The 16,265-nt window shown below is 64.6% G+C and carries 21 protein-coding genes; 6 read left to right on the top strand and 15 right to left on the bottom strand.

Annotation, left to right across the window (positions count from 1 at the left end):
* Window positions 1–12 precede the first annotated feature (12 nt).
* Both AB7F10_RS07705 and AB7F10_RS07700 read right to left on the bottom strand, forming a co-directional pair.
* The gene (locus AB7F10_RS07705) at window positions 13–333 is read right to left on the bottom strand and encodes a phage head closure protein (RefSeq protein ID WP_428558951.1); all 321 of its coding nucleotides are present in this window, start codon (window positions 331–333) and stop codon (window positions 13–15) included.
* Complete coding sequence (locus AB7F10_RS07700) at window positions 330–890, bottom strand: head-tail connector protein (RefSeq protein ID WP_428558953.1); 561 nt, start codon at window positions 888–890, stop codon at window positions 330–332. The genes AB7F10_RS07705 and AB7F10_RS07700 overlap by 4 nt, the downstream gene beginning before the upstream one ends.
* 19 nt (window positions 891–909) lie before the next feature.
* Between AB7F10_RS07700 and AB7F10_RS07695 the strand changes: the two genes are divergently transcribed.
* Window positions 910–1,665: a S1 family peptidase gene (locus tag AB7F10_RS07695; RefSeq protein WP_428558955.1), complete on the top strand. Its 756-nt coding sequence runs from the start codon at window positions 910–912 to the stop codon at window positions 1,663–1,665.
* Window positions 1,666–1,717: 52 nt separating this feature from the next.
* On the opposite strand, the gene AB7F10_RS07690 is transcribed toward AB7F10_RS07695, so the two are convergent.
* Window positions 1,718–2,968: a phage major capsid protein gene (locus AB7F10_RS07690; protein WP_428558957.1), complete on the bottom strand. Its 1,251-nt coding sequence runs from the start codon at window positions 2,966–2,968 to the stop codon at window positions 1,718–1,720.
* 221 nt (window positions 2,969–3,189) lie between these two features.
* Between AB7F10_RS07690 and AB7F10_RS07685 the strand changes: the two genes are divergently transcribed.
* Window positions 3,190–3,657: a RidA family protein gene (locus tag AB7F10_RS07685; RefSeq protein ID WP_428558960.1), complete on the top strand. Its 468-nt coding sequence runs from the start codon at window positions 3,190–3,192 to the stop codon at window positions 3,655–3,657.
* Window positions 3,658–3,669: 12 nt separating this feature from the next.
* Here AB7F10_RS07685 and AB7F10_RS07680 read toward each other — a convergent pair whose 3' ends face one another.
* From AB7F10_RS07680 to AB7F10_RS07665, 4 genes are all read right to left on the bottom strand, one after another.
* Window positions 3,670–5,031: an HD-GYP domain-containing protein gene (locus tag AB7F10_RS07680; protein WP_428558963.1), complete on the bottom strand. Its 1,362-nt coding sequence runs from the start codon at window positions 5,029–5,031 to the stop codon at window positions 3,670–3,672.
* A gap of 82 nt (window positions 5,032–5,113) precedes the next feature.
* Complete coding sequence (locus AB7F10_RS07675) at window positions 5,114–5,659, bottom strand: HK97 family phage prohead protease (RefSeq protein WP_428558965.1); 546 nt, start codon at window positions 5,657–5,659, stop codon at window positions 5,114–5,116.
* Window positions 5,660–5,811: 152 nt separating this feature from the next.
* Window positions 5,812–5,994, bottom strand: a complete 183-nt coding sequence (locus tag AB7F10_RS07670; RefSeq protein ID WP_428558967.1) for a hypothetical protein — start codon at window positions 5,992–5,994, stop codon at window positions 5,812–5,814.
* Window positions 5,995–6,192 (bottom strand): hypothetical protein, encoded by a 198-nt coding sequence (locus AB7F10_RS07665; protein ID WP_428558969.1) that lies wholly within the window; start codon window positions 6,190–6,192, stop codon window positions 5,995–5,997.
* 95 nt (window positions 6,193–6,287) lie between these two features.
* On the opposite strand from AB7F10_RS07665, the gene AB7F10_RS07660 reads away from it, so the two are divergent.
* Both AB7F10_RS07660 and AB7F10_RS07655 read left to right on the top strand, forming a co-directional pair.
* Window positions 6,288–6,629 carry a hypothetical protein gene (locus AB7F10_RS07660; protein ID WP_428558971.1) on the top strand — a complete coding sequence of 114 codons (342 nt, stop codon included), beginning with the start codon at window positions 6,288–6,290 and terminating at the stop codon, window positions 6,627–6,629.
* Between the two features lie 61 nt (window positions 6,630–6,690).
* Window positions 6,691–7,038 carry a hypothetical protein gene (locus AB7F10_RS07655; RefSeq protein ID WP_428558973.1) on the top strand — a complete coding sequence of 116 codons (348 nt, stop codon included), beginning with the start codon at window positions 6,691–6,693 and terminating at the stop codon, window positions 7,036–7,038.
* Window positions 7,039–7,136: 98 nt separating this feature from the next.
* On the opposite strand, the gene AB7F10_RS07650 is transcribed toward AB7F10_RS07655, so the two are convergent.
* Genes AB7F10_RS07650 through AB7F10_RS07640 form a run of 3 tightly spaced genes read right to left on the bottom strand, consistent with a single transcriptional unit; the run spans window position 7,137 to window position 10,095 of the window.
* A complete protein-coding gene (locus tag AB7F10_RS07650) occupies window positions 7,137–8,321 on the bottom strand; it encodes a phage portal protein (protein WP_428558975.1) in 1,185 nt (394 codons plus the stop codon).
* A gap of 45 nt (window positions 8,322–8,366) precedes the next feature.
* Window positions 8,367–9,626, bottom strand: coding sequence for a DNA-packaging protein (locus tag AB7F10_RS07645; protein WP_428560003.1), 1,260 nt, complete (start codon window positions 9,624–9,626; stop codon window positions 8,367–8,369).
* Window positions 9,592–10,095: a hypothetical protein gene (locus AB7F10_RS07640; protein ID WP_428558977.1), complete on the bottom strand. Its 504-nt coding sequence runs from the start codon at window positions 10,093–10,095 to the stop codon at window positions 9,592–9,594. The genes AB7F10_RS07645 and AB7F10_RS07640 overlap by 35 nt, the downstream gene beginning before the upstream one ends.
* Window positions 10,096–10,241: 146 nt before the next feature.
* Here AB7F10_RS07640 and AB7F10_RS07635 point away from each other — a divergent pair, with 146 nt between their 5' ends.
* Window positions 10,242–11,183: an IS1595 family transposase gene (locus tag AB7F10_RS07635; protein ID WP_428558979.1), complete on the top strand. Its 942-nt coding sequence runs from the start codon at window positions 10,242–10,244 to the stop codon at window positions 11,181–11,183.
* A gap of 240 nt (window positions 11,184–11,423) precedes the next feature.
* Window positions 11,424–12,071 (top strand): hypothetical protein, encoded by a 648-nt coding sequence (locus tag AB7F10_RS07630; protein ID WP_428558981.1) that lies wholly within the window; start codon window positions 11,424–11,426, stop codon window positions 12,069–12,071.
* A gap of 128 nt (window positions 12,072–12,199) precedes the next feature.
* Here the strand turns inward: AB7F10_RS07630 and AB7F10_RS07625 are convergent, their stop codons facing one another.
* From AB7F10_RS07625 to AB7F10_RS07605, 5 genes are all read right to left on the bottom strand, one after another.
* Window positions 12,200–12,643: a hypothetical protein gene (locus tag AB7F10_RS07625; protein WP_428558983.1), complete on the bottom strand. Its 444-nt coding sequence runs from the start codon at window positions 12,641–12,643 to the stop codon at window positions 12,200–12,202.
* Window positions 12,644–12,794: 151 nt separating this feature from the next.
* Window positions 12,795–12,932 (bottom strand): peptidylprolyl isomerase, encoded by a 138-nt coding sequence (locus AB7F10_RS07620; RefSeq protein ID WP_428558985.1) that lies wholly within the window; start codon window positions 12,930–12,932, stop codon window positions 12,795–12,797.
* Window positions 12,933–13,012: 80 nt separating this feature from the next.
* Entirely contained in the window at window positions 13,013–13,834 is an 822-nt protein-coding gene (locus tag AB7F10_RS07615) for a helix-turn-helix domain-containing protein (RefSeq protein WP_428558987.1), read from the bottom strand.
* A 31-nt stretch (window positions 13,835–13,865) separates the two neighbouring features.
* On the bottom strand, window positions 13,866–14,474 hold the full coding sequence (locus tag AB7F10_RS07610) for a hypothetical protein (protein ID WP_428558989.1): 609 nt from the start codon (window positions 14,472–14,474) through the stop codon (window positions 13,866–13,868).
* Between the two features lie 23 nt (window positions 14,475–14,497).
* Entirely contained in the window at window positions 14,498–16,177 is a 1,680-nt protein-coding gene (locus AB7F10_RS07605; RefSeq protein WP_428558992.1) for an N-6 DNA methylase, read from the bottom strand.
* Window positions 16,178–16,265 lie beyond the last annotated feature (88 nt).

Raw genomic sequence — 16,265 nt, 5'->3', positions numbered from 1 at the left:
TGTCTCCGAACGTCAGTCGCGCCGCTCGACGGCGTCGATCAGAAGAAACCGCCGGTCGGCGCTCTCACGCAGCGCGGCGACGTGGTAGACGGCACTGCCGTCCTGCAAGCGGTGCCGCGTCGTCACGTCGTTGCGCGCGCGTAGCGTGATGCGATGCGTAACGGTTGTCCCGGCGCGGTCGGCGACGACCTCGCCGCGCGCCGATACCGAGGTCACCTGCGCCCACAGCGTCGTTACGGTCTGATAGGTCACCGTCACGCCGCCGGCGCCGTCGTCGGTATCGACCGGCGCTTCAAGCACCAGCCGCCGGTTGAGATCGCCGGCCGCCGTCACAGCGCCACCTCACGGTAGGGCGCCACCAGCGTCGCCACGCCGGCCGGCAGCATCGCCGTCCGCTCCGCGGCCGCGCGGTTATCGTACCAGTGCGCCACCATCATGCGGATCGCCTGGCGCAGCGGCTCCGGCACGTCGTCCGGGTCGTCGCCATAGCCGCAGGTGAGGTCGAACTCGATGCCGGCGGCGGCGCGGCCCGGCTGGACCGGCGACCACGGCGCAAACACCAGCGCGGCGTTCGCCGTGTCGACGATGAAGCTCTGCAGGTCGAGCACCGCCGCCTCGCCGTCGCCGTCATAAACACGCACCACGTCGAGCGACTGCAGCGGCGACGGCCGCACATCGATCCGCCCGTCCGCCGGCCAGGCGTCGCGGGTAAGCCGCCAGCTCTGCGTGATCAGCGCACGATGGGTTTGCGCCTCGACATGAATGCGCGCCGCCGCAATCAGCGCGGCGATCGCGTCATCGTCGTCGTCATGTTCAACCCGGAGAAAAGCCTTCGCATCCTCCAGCGTCACCGGCTCGAAGGCCGGGGCATTCAGCAAAATCGCGCTCATGTGCTATCCTCCGCGGAATATGCGTCCCGCCCTCGCCGCTCTCGCCTTCACTGCAATGATCTCGTCGCCCGCCGGAGCCATCGTCGGCCCGGCGCCGCCCGCTCATGGCTGGGCCTCGCGCGCCATCGTGATGATCGTCGATCCGCGCGGGGATCTCTGCACCGGCACCGCGTTGACGCGCGAGCTGGTACTCACCGCCGGCCACTGCGTCGGCCGGCCGCTCGCTTACCGCGTGCGCGTCTATCAGAACGGTCAAACGGTCGGCGTGCGCACCATCGCCACACATCCGCGCTTCAGCATGGCGGCCTACACCGCAGCGCGTGCCACAGCGGACGTCGCACTCTTGAAACTAGAAGCGCCGTTGCCCGACAGCGTCGTGCCGGCCACGCTCGCGCCGGCGCGCCGCGTGGCGGTCGGCGAGACGCTGACCGTCGCCGGCTTCGGCGTCACCCAGCCGTTCACGCCGCGCGGTCTCGGCATTCCGCGCGCCGCCGCGCTGACCGTCACCGGCCAGCCCGGCTCGCTGCAAATTCGTCTGGTCGATCCGCAAACGCGCGACAACAGCGCCGGTCTCGGCGCCTGCACCGGCGACAGCGGCGGACCCGCTTTCGAGGCCGGCCGCGCCGCGGTCATCGGCATCATCGCCTGGTCGACCGGCCCGCAAAGCACCGAAGGCTGCGGCGGCCTCACCGGGCTGACGCCGCTCCTGAGCTATCGCCAATGGGTGGTCGACACCGCGGCGAAGCTCGGCGCGCCGCTGCCGGCAACACAGTAATGAAGAGAGCGCGGAACGTCCGCCCCGCGCCCTCGTCGTTCGTGTCGGTCGCTCAGCTCTCGCCGAACTTCAAGAGCTTGATGGCGTCGAAGTCCTGCACGCCGCCGCCGACCCGCTTGGTCGTGTAGAACAGCACATAGGGTTTGGCCGAATACGGGTCGCGCAGCACCGAGACGCCGGCGCGGTCCACCACCAGATAGCCGCGGTTGAAATCGCCGAACGCGACCGAGAACGTATCAGTGCCGGCGTCCGGCATGTCCTCGGACTCGACCACCGGGAACGTCATCAGCGTCGCGCGGCCTCCGGCTTGCGCCGGCGGCTGCCACAGGTAGCCACCGCTCGAGTCCTTGAACTTCCGGATCGCGCTCTGCGTCTTGCGGTTCATGATGAAGGCGCCGTTCTGGCGGTAGCCGGCCTTCAGCGCATAGATCAGATCGACCAGGATGTCAGACGGGTCTTCCGCCGGGAAGTCGCCGTCGACGCCGGTCGCGACGTAGCCGATCTTGTTCCACGCCCAGGACGCGTTCGCGATCGTGGTGTAGCTCAGGAAGCCCTTCGGCTTGTTGGTGCCGTCGCCGGTCACGAAAGCCGTGCCTTCCTGCTCGGCGAAAGCCAACTCGACTTCGCCGGCGATCCATTCGTCGATGTTGACGGCGGCATCCTCGAGCAGCGCGGCGGTCGCCGCCGGCATTGCGTAAAGCTCCATCGCCGGGAACGACAGTTCGTCGAGCACCGGCGCGGTCGTCTCGGTCCGCGCGGCCGTTTCCGCGACCCAGCCGACCGCCGGGCCGGCCGTCATGAACGGCTTCTTGTAGACGTTGGACGAGATCGTGCGCACGCTCGCGAGCGAACGCACCGGCGAGACGGCCGCGAGCCTGCGCCCGATCATGCTCTCGACCTCGCTCGGCACCAGGTAACCGCCGCCGGGGCCGGAACCAATCGTCATCGACTTCGCTTCGAGCGCCCGCAACGCGCCCGCCTCGCCCGAGCGCACATAGGTCTCGAACGCGCTCTTGTGCTCACGTCCGGCGGCCTCACGGGCCGCGCCGTCGCGCGCCATCGCCGGCCGCGACGCCTTCAGCATCAATTCGTCGAGACGCCGCTCGATCCGCGACACCTTGTCCTCGGTCAGAACGTCCGCCGCGCCGCGCTTCTCGATGTCGTCCAGCCGGCGGTCGTTCTCGTTCTTGAAAGCCTCGAACACACGCATGACGTCGTCATGCGTGGCGACGGCATCGGCGCCGCCGCCCGATTTGTGCTCCGGCGCGCGATCGCTGACGCCGGCCGAAAGGTCGATATCCATTGAGATCTCCTTGTTGGACACGAAAAGAAACGGCGCGCGGACGATCCGGGCGCCGGAACAGGCAAATCAGTCAGGCAAGTCAGTCATGAGAGTTTCGCAGGACGACAATTCGCGCCTGGGCAGGCCATTGACCTTTGCGCGCTTCTGCGCCGGAATACCGGGGAGCGCGCAGGCCGCCGGCCCCGCAGCGCCGTTACCTGTAAAGGACAGTCGAGACGATCATGAGCAACCGCGGACCCGCCTTCAAAACCTCACCGAGCAATCCTTCGATCGGCGAAATCCAGACCAATCCCGCGCGGCGCCCTGACATGCCCTACGCGCCCGCGATCCGCATCGAGGCGCCGGGCGATCTCCTGTTCATCTCCGGCGCGACGCCCTCGCCGCTTTATCACAAGCATCCGCACGATCTGTCCGAGCACAACCACCCGGTCGGCATCGCCGACCAGACGAAGCTCGCGATGGAGAACATCAAGGGCATTCTCGATCACCAGGGCCTGACCTGGACCGACGTCATCAAGGTGACGAAGTATCTCACCGACATGCGCGACATGGACGACATGTCGAAGACGATGGCCGGTTATTTCGGCGACTGGACGCCGGCCTCGACCACCGTCTGCGTCAACCAGCTGTCGACGCAGGGCGCGCGTGTCGAGATCGACATGATCGCGGTGTTCCCGAAAGCGAAATAGCCGTTAGGCGAGCTACGCGGCGATGGCGGGATCGACCCGCCGCAACGCACGCCTGATGGCGCCGAGACAGACCGGGTCGAGCGCCGTGCCTGCCATGTCGCTCATGATCGCAAGAGCCTTATCGACCGGCATCGCCGGGCGATAAGGCCGGTCTGCCGTCAGCGCGTCGAAAATATCGGCGGTCGTCACGATCCGAACCTCGAGCGGAATGTCGTCTCCCTTGAGGCCGCGCGGATAGCCTTTGCCATCGAGCCGCTCGTGATGCGCGCCGGCAATCGTCGCCAGCCCCTCGAAGGCCGCGATCTTCGACAGGATCTGCTCGCCGAGTTCGGCGTGCCGCTTCATCGCCTGCCACTCCTCGTCGTCGAGCTTGTCCGGCTTGTCGAGAATGGTGTTGCTGACGCCAAGCTTGCCGATATCGTGCAGCAGCGCAGCACGCCGCAGCCGGCGCCGCGCCTCGGCTTCGATGCCGAGTTCTTCCGCGATCAAATCGGAAAACAACGTCACGCGCTCGCTGTGTCCGCTGGTATAGGGGCTCTTCGAGTCGATCACCTGCGCGAACGCAGCCGCGATGTCGTCGAGATAATCTTCATCGACCAGCGAACGCTGCTGCGCCGGTTCGAGATCGAAGATCGACGTCTGCAATTCCTCGGAACGCAACGCCTGCCAGAACGCCTCGTCCTGCGCGACGCGCTCGAACGCCTCAGCGACGCGCGGTTCGAACCAGGTGCCCGTCCGGTTGCGGATTTCCTGCCGCGCCGCTTCGATGCCGTGCGCGACCTGAAACACGTCGGCGATCTGAGCGACCAGCGAGATACGCGAATAGATCGGGATGTTCTCGCCTTTGAGCCGGGCCGGCATGCCGCCGCCATCCCAGTGCTCGTCGAAACTGCGGATCGCCGCGATGACGTTCTCCGAGAATCGCATCTTGCGTGCAATCTCCGCACCGCGGTCGCATCGCGTCTCCATCAACTCTTGAGCGATCTGGCCGCCGTTCTGGAATACGTTGACCAGGGCGCGAAATCGGTCGGCAAGCCCTGCATTCATTCCCGTATGCGACAGCACGAAACGCAGCACCTGCGGCAGGCTGCCGTTGACGGTCATCAGATCGCGTTTGAACGCGATGTCGTCGATCATATAGATCTGGCAGATGCGCGCCGCGTTGCTCGAGCAGCCGACATCCTTCACCAGCAGCGTGTAGTACAGCTCGGACAACTGCCGTTCGGACAACCCAAGCTCGCGGCCGACATGAATGCCGATCCAGCAGCAGCGGACGCAGTGCCCCGCCGGCTGGCCTTCCACCATGTCGAGCGCGTGGCTCAACGCGCCGAGAATTTCAGCGAGCCGGATATTCGAGCCTTCTCTGCCTGTCATGCATCCCCGCCTGCCGTTCCGCCGGTCCGCCATCTAACCATGCTCGCCTTAATGGACCGTCGCCGCCGGCGCTTACCGCGCGTTAAGGCTGTCGCACCGGCCCGAACCTTTCGGCCCGCCAGCTGCGCGTCCGCGCGGCAGGGCGAGGCCGGGAGGGGAGCCGGTCGCCCTTGACCGCACGGACGCGCGCTCCCGGGAGCAGCGGAAACGTCACGATCGAAATTTCCCAAAGCTCGACCTGTTCCAGCCGGCGCACCCGCGCCTTGGGATCGAACCGCCCCCGCACCGTCTTGAAGCCGATCGACAGCCCGTCGATCGCGCCTTCGCGCAGCAGAGACAACAGCTCGCGGCCGCGGGCGACGTCGGGGATAAGCCGCCCGCGCGCATAGAGCCCTCGCAGGTCTTCGTGCAAATCGAGCCAGATACCGACGGGCTCGGACGGATCGTGCTGAAACAGCATCGGGATCCGCCGCAGCCCGCGCTGCTTCAGCGTGTTGAGAAACGCGCCGGGCATCACCATGTCGCGCGCCTGGTCGATTTCGCCGAACAGCGAGGCATAGCCTTCCACCGTGCCGTCGGCCTCGATCGCCGCGCGCGGCAAGGTAAAATTGGTGTTGGGTGCGAGCATGGGATCGTTACTCTGTTGTCGTCCCGGCCAAGCGCGGCACGCGCGCGAGCCGGGACCCATAACCGCCTGCGCCGGAGATTTCGCTTCCGCGCGGTGGCTATGGGTCCCCGCCTTCGCGGGGACGACGCCTGGTGGTTTGGATCGGCTTGCGGTCAGCCGCTGCGCGGTCTGCGCGCCCTTCCCTTTCCGCGCGCGGCCTTGGTCGTGCGCGGCGGCGACCGGCGCTTGGCGGCGCGGTCGAGGTGATCGAGAAACTCGCGGAAGACGTCGAGATGATCGCGCTGCGGCTTCACGTCGCCGCGGATCGAGCGCAAGACGGTATGCAATGTATCCATTCACAATCCTCCGGACCGGTTCTGAAATCGCTCGTTGAAGCGCGCGAGCTCACGCACGAAATCGTCGAAGCGGCGGCTCGCCGCGGCCAATTCGCGCAACGCGAACCAGGTGAGAGCGGTGGCGCTGGTCGCCCACAAAAACAGCGCAAGATGCGCGAGATCGCCGCGCATCGCGAATTCGTTGATCAGGTCTGGCATTGAACCCTCCGGCGCACATTGCGGGCGCGTCCGTTTGGCGTTAGATCAAAATGCAAGGGCGACATCGTCGAGCGGCGAACGGCCGGGAGAACGCGATGTCATGTCGTAAAGCAGCTTCGATCCTGTGTGCGACGTTGTCGGTCTGCCTGGGCGCGACCGGCATGGCCGCGGCGGAAATCCGCATCAATGTGTCGCGCTACGAGGACGGCACCCTGACCGTTGCCGGCTCGACCACGCCCAATCGTGCGGTCACGCTCGACGGACGCGTCAGCGTCAAAAGCGACGCCGAGGGCCATTTCGTGTTCCAGGAACACTACAAGCCGGAAACCTGCATGAGCGATATTACGTCCGGCAACGATGTCTATTCCGCCGTCATCGCCGGCTGCTATGGCGAGTTCGCCATCGAGCGCCTGCAACCCGGCTGGAAAGACAAATAATCGCCGAACAATCGCCGGAGTTTTCGCGTTTCATGCCGGCAAGGGCATGAAGGAAGACACCATGCGATTGCACATGATGACCATTGCCGCCACGGCGACGACATTGCTGGTCTCGAGCGCGGCCTTCGCCGCGATGACCATCGACGAAACCCATTACGAAGCCGGCGTTCTGGTCGTGCGCGGAAAGACCGCACCCGGCACGGAAGTCGCCGTCGACGGCCGCTACAAGAAGAAAGCCGAAGACGACGGCACCTTCATTTTCCGCCTCAACTACAAGCCGAACAAATGCCGGGTGCTGATCACCGCGGGCGAGAACAACGAGACGCGCGACGTCACGAATTGCACCGATCCGTCCGACAAGAAAGTCGACCCGAAGCCCGGCACGCCGGCTACGCCGCAGCCGAAGTAGCGCGGCTAGAGCGTTTTCGAGCGAAGCGGGAACCGGTTCGCGTGAAACGCGATAAAATAAGAGTCGAAAGCCTTGATTCCATCAAAGCCGGAAAGGCTTTAGAAGACGTCGCCGCCCTCCACCGCGCCATAGCCGGTCGCTGCGCGCTTCTCGTTCGCCGTCAGGAACGGCGCTTTGGTCACGCGATCCCACAGCGCGGCGCGGTCGGCACTGAGCGCATCGATGCGGTCGGTGTCGGGCGCGAGCCGCAGATTGCCGCCGAAGGCCGGCGCCAACCATTGCGTCAGTCCGGTGAGGATCCGGTTCACCAGCGGCAGCACGCTGCTGCGCCAGAACACCCGGTTCGCCTCCTGGTAGTTGGCAAAGGTATTGTCGCCGGGAATGGCGAGCAGCATTGGCGGCACACCAAACGCAAGAGCGATCTCGCGCGCGGCGGCGTGCTTCGCCTCCATGAAGTCCATGTCCTTCGGCGACAGCGACATCGCCTTCCAGTCGAGCCCGCCTTCGAGCAGCAAGGGCCGCCCCGCATTCGCTGCGCCCTGATAGGTGTCGGCAAGTTCCTTCTTCAGCCGGTCGAACTGCGCGTCGGTCAGCACGGACCCCTCGGGGCCGGCATAGACCAGCGCGCCGGACGGCCGCGCCGCGTTGTCGAGCAGCGCCTTATTCCATTTCGCGGCAGCGTTGTGGGTATCGACCGCGACGGCGGCGGCCTCGAGCGGCGCGAGGCCGTAGTGATCGTCGAGCGGATTGAACAGCGTGAGCTGGAGGATCGGCGGCAGCGCGCCGTCCTGCGCAAAGCGCACCGTGCGCCCGCCCGCGCTGTAGTCGTAGGCATCGGGCCAGCCGTCCGCGCCCGGCACCACCTTCATGCGGTCGGGCCGCAGCGCGTAAAGCTCGCGCACGTCGGGCGCGCCGCTTTCGCCGGCGAGCGTCACCGCTTCGATATAGGCGTTGCCGGACAACAGGAGATGCGCGGTGACGGATTCGAGAAATCCCGCGCCGTCCTGGCGCGGGTTCGGCCGCGCGATCAGGGTCAGGAACGGATGCGCGGTGTGCTCGACCTCGCCTTCATAGAGCAGCAGCGACAGCGAGCCGACGCTTTCGGCGACGAGCCGCACGCAGCGATGCACAATCGCGTTTTTAATGTAGCCCTCGCGCGCCAGCGCCGCGTAGTCGCGCGGCGTCCACCGCGCGCGGCCGCCGCTCTCGAACGCGATCAGTTGCGCCGTTTTCGAGGCTTTCGCCTCCGGCGGCGCGAAGAAGGATTTCAGGGTTGTGAGCATGATTGGTTCCCGGCCACGCACGAGCGTGACGACATTTTCGATTGACTAAAGAGACCGCATCCTGGGTCCCCGCCCCGCCCCGAAGCTCAAGGCGCTCACCGCCCAGACCAGCGCATCGAGCCGGTCCGGCGAGCGGCCGGACGACAGCCCCTCCGGTCCGAAGTCGCACATCTCGTCCTCCAGCGCCGGGAAAGCCCCGGCGTGTTTCACCCGGCCCTGCTCGTAAAGCTGCGCCACCGGCTCGGCCCGCAGGTACTTGCCCCGATGGGCGCGCACCGCCGTCACCGGCACGCCGGCGTCGACCTCCGCGATCACCGCCTTGACCATCTCGCCGCCCTGGTTGACCTCGACGACCAGCGCGTCGGCCGCGAGCCGCCGCCACAGCGCCACCGCCTTGTTGGCCCAGCCCTGCGGCGAAAGGCCTGACGCCGTCTCGTCGGCCAGCACGTAGAGCGTGCCGTCCCCGGCGCGGCCGGCCGCCACCAGCCCGCAGGCGTCGGCGCGTCTGCCGGACGAGGCCGGCGGATCGACCGCGACCACGATGCGCGCGAGCGCGGGTGCGGCTTCGACCCGCGCCTGCTCGATCAGTCCGCGAGACCACAGCGCGTCAGGACGCTCTTCCACCACCCCGCCGTCGATTTCCTGACGGCCGAGGCGCGTGCCGCGATAACGCGCCAGCACGGTGTCGAGAAAAGCCGGCGCAAGATTGTAGGCATTGGCGATGGTTCCTGCGTGCGTGACAGCGGTCGAGGGGTCGGCGATCAATCGCTTGATCAGCGCGGTCGGCCGCGGCGTCGTGGTGATGACCTGCCGCGGGCGGCGCCCGAGCCGCAGGCCGAATTGCAGCATGTCGAAGGCGTCGTCGGCGCGCCGCCACTTCGCCAGCTCGTCGAGCCAGGCTGCGTGGAACTGCGGGCCGCGCAGCGCTTCGAAATTGTCGGCGGAGAACGCCTGCGCTACCGCACCGTTCGTCCATTCAAGACGGCGACGCGACGGCAGCCATTGCGGCCGCTCATCCTCGGCGTGAACCGAGAGCAGGCCGGACACGCCCTCGATCATTACCTCGCGCACGTCGTGCTCGGTCTCTCCGATCAGCGCGATGCGCGGCGGATCGTTGGCGTCGCAGCCGAGCGCCAGCGCGCGCACCCATTCGGCGCCGGCGCGCGTCTTGCCCGCGCCGCGGCCGCCGAGTAGCAGCCAGCTCGTCCATTCACGACCATCGTTGCCCGTATCGGGCGGGTGCTGATGCGGATGGCAGAAGCAGGCCCAGTCACGCGCCAGCGCCGCGATCTCGCTGCGCGGCAGCGCCGTCAGGAAGTCCGCCGCCAGTCCGGTCTTCGACAAAAGCGTTAATGCGGCGCGCAAGTTCGCGACGAAATTCGTCGAGGTCGCGGGGCACGGGATCGTCATCGTGGTCTGTCGCGGCCTCCGGTCCCTCGCCTGTGGAAACGTCCCCTGCGCGGTTCATCAACGACAGCTCGCGCAGCGTGCGCGCGATGCTGGCGAGCGTGCGCGCGGCCCGCTCGGCGTCGCTCGGTCCCTCGGGCGCCAGCACATCGAGCACGCGCTCGACCGCGTCGAGCTCGCGCGCGACCATGGTTTGCACGCGGTCCGCCATCGTGTCGCAAGAAAGGGTGTCACGCGAAACGGTGTCACGCGGCGCGGCTATGGCATCGGCCGCGGGCTCGCGCCCTGCGTCAACGCGCACGCGCCTTGTCTTTGTCACGCGGCGCGTTGCCTTGCGCGACGCAGGAGATGAGCGCGCGGTCGCCATGAAGCGTCCCCCGTCCGTCTGATGCAATTGTGGAGCGTGTCTGATTTGTACCGGGGCAGCGTTCCGCTGTCAAGGACTAATTTCCCAAATACGTAGTTGACACCACAAATCTCAAGGTGTAGTGTTCTGACCATCGGGAGACGGTCATGGGCAAAAACACCTTCAAAAACAAACACTTTCACGACGAGGAAGCCGCGCGGGCTTGGTTTGAAGCCGCCCGCTGGCCGGAAGGCCCCGTCTGCCCGCACTGCGGTTCGCTCAAGCACTACGCGACCAAGAAGGCCGGTCGTTATCGCTGCGGCGAAAAGGAATGCCGCAAGGACTTCACCGTGACGACCAAGAGCGTCATGGAACGCTCGCACGTTCCGCTCACGTCATGGGCGCAGGCGTTCCACCTGTATGCGTCGTCCAAAAAGGGCTTCACGGCCTCTCAGCTCGAACGCATCCTTGGCTGCGAATACAACACCGCTTGGTTCATTCACCATCGCATTATGGAAGCAATGCGGCGTGGCGGCCTTGATCTGCCGCCGATGGGCGGTCCCGGTCGTCCTGTCGAGGTTGACGAAGCTTATCACGGCAAGGTCGAAGTGCCGCGCCGCCGTTCGCGCGGTCGTATTCCGAAGCCGACCAAAGGCGGCAAGTCAGGCCCCGCCGACAAACGCGCTATCGTGTCGCTGATCGACCGCGAAGCCGGTCAGGTTCGCTCGTTCCATGTTCCCGCTGCCGATGCGGAGACGGTCGCTAAGATCGTGCGCGAGAACGTCCACAAGGAAAGCCGCCTGCACACTGACGAGTCGCGGCTTTACACCGTTGTCGGCAAGGAATTTGCCGCTCACGAAACGGTCCATCACGCCGCGAAGGAATACGCGCGCGGTGACGTGACGACCAACACCGTTGAAGGTTACTTCGGCATCTTCAAGCGCGGCATGCGCGGCAACTATCAGCACTGCGCTGAAAAGAACCTGCACCGCTACTTGGCCGAATATGATTTCCGCTACAACACCCGCAACCTTACGGATGGGGAACGGGCGGCCCTTGCTGTTGTGTCTGGCATCGGCAAGAGGCTGACGTATCGGCAACCTCATTGAGCCGAATTTCAGCTTTCACGCCGCGCGTTTCGTGCGGTGGCGAAAGAAGCTGGGAAAGTCTAGGAAGCCGAAAGCCCCTTTGATTTTGATCGCGAAGCGGTGGAGCGAGACTTAGCCCTTTGCTTCCGCTTCGCGCGGGACTCCCCGTCCTTTTTTGGAATATCCTTGAGCGGGGTTGGAGAGCCAGCGAACGCCCCCCGCAGTATTTTTTTAAGTCGGTCGCTATTGTTAGGACTTGCCATGACCTCGCCTCAAGATAACCCAGGCGCTTATGCAACAATCAAATTCACTAAGGAAGAAGGCGATGCTTTCTTTGCACTCGTCGGGCGCATAATTTTCGAATGGGCATCTATCGACCGAGATATGTTTGACCTCTTCCATCTACTTCTCGGCGGCGATGAAAAGGTAGCTTCGGTGGTCTATTACCGACACAAGACAATCGGGAATAAGAGAGACTTAGCTAAAGACGTTGCCGAAGTGAAGCTACCAGACGACGACAAAGCCAGACTGAAGCCAATCTGGGATAGGATCGAGAGCAATCTTTGGGTGCGAAATGCCGTGGCCCATTATCCTACTCAGGTGCAATTCGAAGTAATTTGGGACCTTCACGCTGACGGAGGTCCAAAAGTCATCAAGAACGATGCGCAAATTCAAGCAATAACGGAACCGAAAGATGTTTTGAGCGGCGCAAAGGAAAAAACATTAAAGACGCAAGACCTCATCGACCATTTAGAGGTCGCAAAGGCCATACACAAAGACTTCTCAGACGCCGTTAAAATTTTCCAACACAACTCTTCTCAATGGCTGACCAAATTCGCTCAGCCAACTGCCGGGGGCTCTCGACAGACTCCTCCTGCTCAAGAACCCAACGAATCCGGTCCAAGATAGTTTCGGGCGCGCCAATCCGCTCCGCCGGGGCGGCCTCGGATGCGCTTTTATCTAGATTTAGTCCCATGTGGTGTCAACTACGTATTTGGGACTAATTTCCTAGTTGTTCAAAACAAACGAGCGCCCCTTCAGCGCGCCGTCTGTTTCTCCCAGGACTTCCGCTGTTTCGGCGGGCCGGCCTGCGGCAACGGAGAAAAATTCGTCTCCATCCAGCAGCGGTCGACACCGACCGCGCGGCGGATCGCCTCGACCTCGCCGGCGGTGATGAATGCGGCGAAATAGGCGATGCGCCCGTTCTCGATCGTCTGCAGGCAGACCGCGTAATCGCCCGGTTGCGGCGCGCGCGCGGTGCGCAACAGGCCGGCCTGAAACGCGGACATCGACGCCTTGCTGTTCTTGAAAGCCTCGGCGGCCGCATCGGCGAGCTTTTGCCGGTAAGGCCCCAGTTCCCCCATCTCGCCGCGCGTGGCGACCTGCATCGGCGGCTTCGCTTGCCGGTTGGCTTGCGGATCGGTCTGCGCGATGCCGCACGCCGGCGCGAGCGCCGCGAGCGACAGCCCTGCTGTCAGCACGCAAACCGCCGGATGGCGCAAGAATGAAAAACCGCGAGACATGATCGAAAGCTACGCTGAACCTCGTTGAACGCGCCCGGCGTTTTGCTTGCAACGTTATGCTTGCGAAACGATGCTTTGCAAAACGCGAACGACGGAGCGCCGCGTCGTCTCAGTTCACCGGCGCATCGCTGCGGCACGCCTTCGGCTTGGCGGTCCAGTCATCCCAGATCCAGCCGCATTTGGTGCAGCCGGCCAGCACCACGCCGAGCATGACAACGGCGATGACCTTGGCAAAGCGCGTCCCCATGCCCGCGACTCTATCCCAACGCGCCTCATACGGCGAGGCACCGCGGCGTAAACACGTGAGTTTGGTTTATGGGGGCGGGTTTACCCACGCCACGGCGTGAGGCCCCCGAATTCCGGCCCCGCATATTTCAGGATTGTCACCAGGGCAGCCAGACGGCGGGCCCGCGTCTCGAACTCCCGCAACACGGCCTCGCGAGCCGCCTGCGCCTCATGATCGGCCAGTGTTCGGGCGGCGGCACGATTGGCAATGGTGCCCGCTTCGACGCAGGCGGTTTCCGCCGCCGCCGATGCCAGAGGATCGAGCGCTTTCAGGCCGCCCGCCGTTGCCTTTCCGGCTTCCCCCTGCGGGATGAAGCGCCCTCCGGCGCCCTTGTGCAAGGCGCGCCGCGCGTAGCGCTTTCGCCAGCGCCCGCGCGCGGCATATTTGTAAAGCGTGCGCTCGGTGACGCCGCAAAGCCGCGCGATCTCGCGCACCGGCACCAAGCCGTCCTCATAGAGCGCGCGCACGCGGGCGGCGAGACTCTGCTCCCGCTGCCTCGCGTCGTTTTCTCCCATCCCGCTGGAAACATCGTGTTCCCTCCCCCTGGAAGGGGGAGGGTCAGGGAGGGAGTCACCAGCAAGAAAGGTCGGCTCTTTGTGCAAATGTGCCAACGGATCGCTCGCCAGCCCCGCCCTCACTTGTGCCTCGAGTTGCTGCAGTTTCGTCGGGGCATGCGGCAACGCGCCTGCCGCATTCGCCGCAGCCCGCTTCATCAGCCCGCGCTTCTTCGCCCGCGCGACGAAGCGCACCTGCGCCGCGCGCGTCAGCGATCGCGGCTTGCGCTGTTTCGACTCGCTTCGGGCATTTCGGAGATCGGCGGCCGTGACAGCGCGTCGCTGTCGTCTGACGGACCTCTTGACCATGCGCCTGTGTAGTCGGAGCAGCGGCACGGTGTCAAGGATTATTTTCCTGATCCAGCAACCGCGCGACCAACTGGTCGATCTGCGGCGCAATACCGGATTCCGTCAGTGCATCGCGGATCAGTTTGCGGGCGCGTTGGAACTTGACGGATTCCGGAAGTTCGAACGCCATCGCAACGCGCTCCGCTTCGGCTGCCGCAGCGGCGAGGTCGTTGTGAAGCGAATCCGATGTATCGAAGCGCGGAATCGGCAGCGTAAAGATGACTTTGTCGAAGTCGCGCGCTCCCCATTGGCCGCGCGATTGCAGCGAAGAGATGCGAGAGCGCGACACTTCAGAATTGAAGATAGCTGTTAAATACGCCGCCTCGCCTTCGCTCGTCGGTGTTCCCCAATACAGTTTGTGTTCGATAGCTGCATCCGAATTTCGAAGAACGCATGCGGCTGGATTAGTTCCCGACGCAGCATAGACAACACGAAGCCTTGGAATTGGAAACTGCGCACCAAGCTCATTGTGATAATTCCAACGTTCGACCAGCGTCATCGACCCGCTTTCGGAATTGTCATTCCAAATCCGCTCCGCAGCCGTCATCCAGCCATGCAATCCTGAATAACCTCGATTGCCCGCCGCTTCGGCGTCCAGCACCGCTCCTTCCCGCGTCACCGGCACTACGCCTTCAAAGGGACGCCAAACCCGGTATGGCAAAATGCTCTCGCCGAGCAGCACAGGATGCAGGAATTCGACCTCGACGCGGTGCTCGATGCCGGGCAGCGACTTCCACGGCTGCTTTTCCTGATTATTGCGGCGGCTGACCACAAACGGTGCGGTGGGGTCTGGTACGTCGCGACCAGTTCGCGAACGCCGGCGGTTTCTTCCTCCGTCATGCCGCGCATGTAGTGCTGCTCGATCTCGCGATTGAACGCCTGCTCGACCTGCCGCGCCGCCAGCTTCTGCTCCGAACCCTGCCGCATGCGCGCGACCAGCTTGTCGAACAGGTGAATCTCCTTGCAGAAAATCTCGGGGAATTTGAGTTCGGTGCTCTCCGGCGGCGGTGGCACGCGAATGACCAACTCCTTCAGGTGCATGTTCGTCGCCGTCGATAGTTGCATCGCATCGCCGAGATAGACCGGGATCGACAGCGAGCCGGCGCGCTTGGCGATCACGGGCGCAAGCGCCAACAGATACGTCACACGCGCGATAATGACGGCGACGGGATGAATATCCATGCCGGCGACATGATTGGTGGCTTCCTCAGCACGCAGCTTTTCTTCAAGGCCCGACTCCTCGGCCTCCTTGATGAAGTTGCGAACCGCGTGAAAGAGAAAAGTGCCGGAGCCGCAGGCCGGATCGAGCACCTTCTGTTCGAGCGGCCGTTCGACCGCATGCCTCGCAACCTTCGCCGCCAGCCAGTCCGGCGTGTAGTATTCGCCGAGTCCGTGGCGTTCCTCGCGGTCGATCAGGGACTCGTAGAGAATTTTCAGAACGTCGCTTTCGACCTGATCGAGCCGGAATCGGCGGACATGAGCGAGAATGCGCCGGACCAGCGCCTCGCCTTCCGGCTCGGCCACGACCCAGTCGAAAAAATCGCTCTCGGCAGCGCCGAAGATACCGGCCGCCTCGAAGGCCGCTCCCGACAGCACATGCTTGGGATCGTCGTCGCGCAGGCCGAGTACCGCCAGCGCGATCGCCTTGGCCACGATCACCAGAAACGTGTGCTGGAAGAACAGCGAGTCTGCCTCGACTTCGCGCCCGTAGACCAACTTAAGAAGCTGAGCCCACAACTGCCTCTTGAGCGCGATCGCGGGATCGTCCTTCAGCCTGTCCCAAAGGCTGCGAAGACTCTCATTCGCGCGCCGGAACGCGACCGAGTCCTGGCCGAGCTCAATCCTGATTGTCGTCGGATCGGGGGGAAGCGCGCTCTTGAGCGCGACCGCCCCGTCGAGCCACGCCAGAAAGGCGTCCGGCTTGTCGGGATCGAGCGTGGTGTCCTTGAGTTTTTCAAGCTGGTTGCCATTGCGTTCGAACACCACCCACTTGAGGCCGTCCGACGCGATCCCGACGAAGCGTTCGCCTTCTTCGCGTTCGCGGTCGGCGAGATAGTCCGGCATCCGCCGGACCACGTCGTCCCATTCCTGATCGAGATTGCGCTTGGCCTCGAATACCGTCCGGCCGATCAGCGCATCGAGACGCCCCTGCACCTCCGGCACCCGCCGCTCGAAGTCGAGGGCGCCAAGTTCGACGCCGAATTCCTCGACCAGAAGCTGCCGGAAATCGGACTTTACCTCGTCATGCCCCGGGCGGGTCGCGAGGTGGCGCAAGAGGTCAAGGGTGCTCGGGTTGTCGGTCAAATCTTGCTCGGCCTGTGGATGATCTGTGGGGGACGCCGCCGGAAATCCAATTCTGGTTGATAACAGGGCCGGAGGCGAGACTCATGTT

Origin of the sequence: Pseudolabrys sp. (assembly GCF_050250095.1) — a bacterium.
GTDB lineage: Bacteria > Pseudomonadota > Alphaproteobacteria > Rhizobiales > Xanthobacteraceae > Pseudolabrys.
The sequence above is the reverse complement of the archived record's forward strand: the minus strand, read 5'-3'. Positions and strand labels throughout refer to the sequence as shown.

Bases quoted from the DNA above. Each gene is read 5' to 3' on its own strand.
- AB7F10_RS07650 (WP_428558975.1), bottom strand. From the start codon at position 8,321: ATGCTCACAACCCTGAAATCCTTCTTCGCGCCGCCGGAGGCGAAAGCC.
- AB7F10_RS07700 (WP_428558953.1), bottom strand. From the start codon at position 890: ATGAGCGCGATTTTGCTGAATGCCCCGGCCTTCGAGCCGGTGACGCTG.
- AB7F10_RS07615 (WP_428558987.1), bottom strand. From the start codon at position 13,834: ATGGTCAAGAGGTCCGTCAGACGACAGCGACGCGCTGTCACGGCCGCC.
- AB7F10_RS07695 (WP_428558955.1), top strand. From the start codon at position 910: ATGCGTCCCGCCCTCGCCGCTCTCGCCTTCACTGCAATGATCTCGTCG.
- AB7F10_RS07670 (WP_428558967.1), bottom strand. From the start codon at position 5,994: ATGGATACATTGCATACCGTCTTGCGCTCGATCCGCGGCGACGTGAAG.
- AB7F10_RS07640 (WP_428558977.1), bottom strand. From the start codon at position 10,095: ATGGCGACCGCGCGCTCATCTCCTGCGTCGCGCAAGGCAACGCGCCGC.
- AB7F10_RS07635 (WP_428558979.1), top strand. From the start codon at position 10,242: ATGGGCAAAAACACCTTCAAAAACAAACACTTTCACGACGAGGAAGCC.
- AB7F10_RS07655 (WP_428558973.1), top strand. From the start codon at position 6,691: ATGCGATTGCACATGATGACCATTGCCGCCACGGCGACGACATTGCTG.
- AB7F10_RS07690 (WP_428558957.1), bottom strand. From the start codon at position 2,968: ATGGATATCGACCTTTCGGCCGGCGTCAGCGATCGCGCGCCGGAGCAC.
- AB7F10_RS07630 (WP_428558981.1), top strand. From the start codon at position 11,424: ATGACCTCGCCTCAAGATAACCCAGGCGCTTATGCAACAATCAAATTC.
- AB7F10_RS07685 (WP_428558960.1), top strand. From the start codon at position 3,190: ATGAGCAACCGCGGACCCGCCTTCAAAACCTCACCGAGCAATCCTTCG.
- AB7F10_RS07675 (WP_428558965.1), bottom strand. From the start codon at position 5,659: ATGCTCGCACCCAACACCAATTTTACCTTGCCGCGCGCGGCGATCGAG.
- AB7F10_RS07680 (WP_428558963.1), bottom strand. From the start codon at position 5,031: ATGACAGGCAGAGAAGGCTCGAATATCCGGCTCGCTGAAATTCTCGGC.
- AB7F10_RS07665 (WP_428558969.1), bottom strand. From the start codon at position 6,192: ATGCCAGACCTGATCAACGAATTCGCGATGCGCGGCGATCTCGCGCAT.
- AB7F10_RS07620 (WP_428558985.1), bottom strand. From the start codon at position 12,932: ATGGGGACGCGCTTTGCCAAGGTCATCGCCGTTGTCATGCTCGGCGTG.
- AB7F10_RS07660 (WP_428558971.1), top strand. From the start codon at position 6,288: ATGTCATGTCGTAAAGCAGCTTCGATCCTGTGTGCGACGTTGTCGGTC.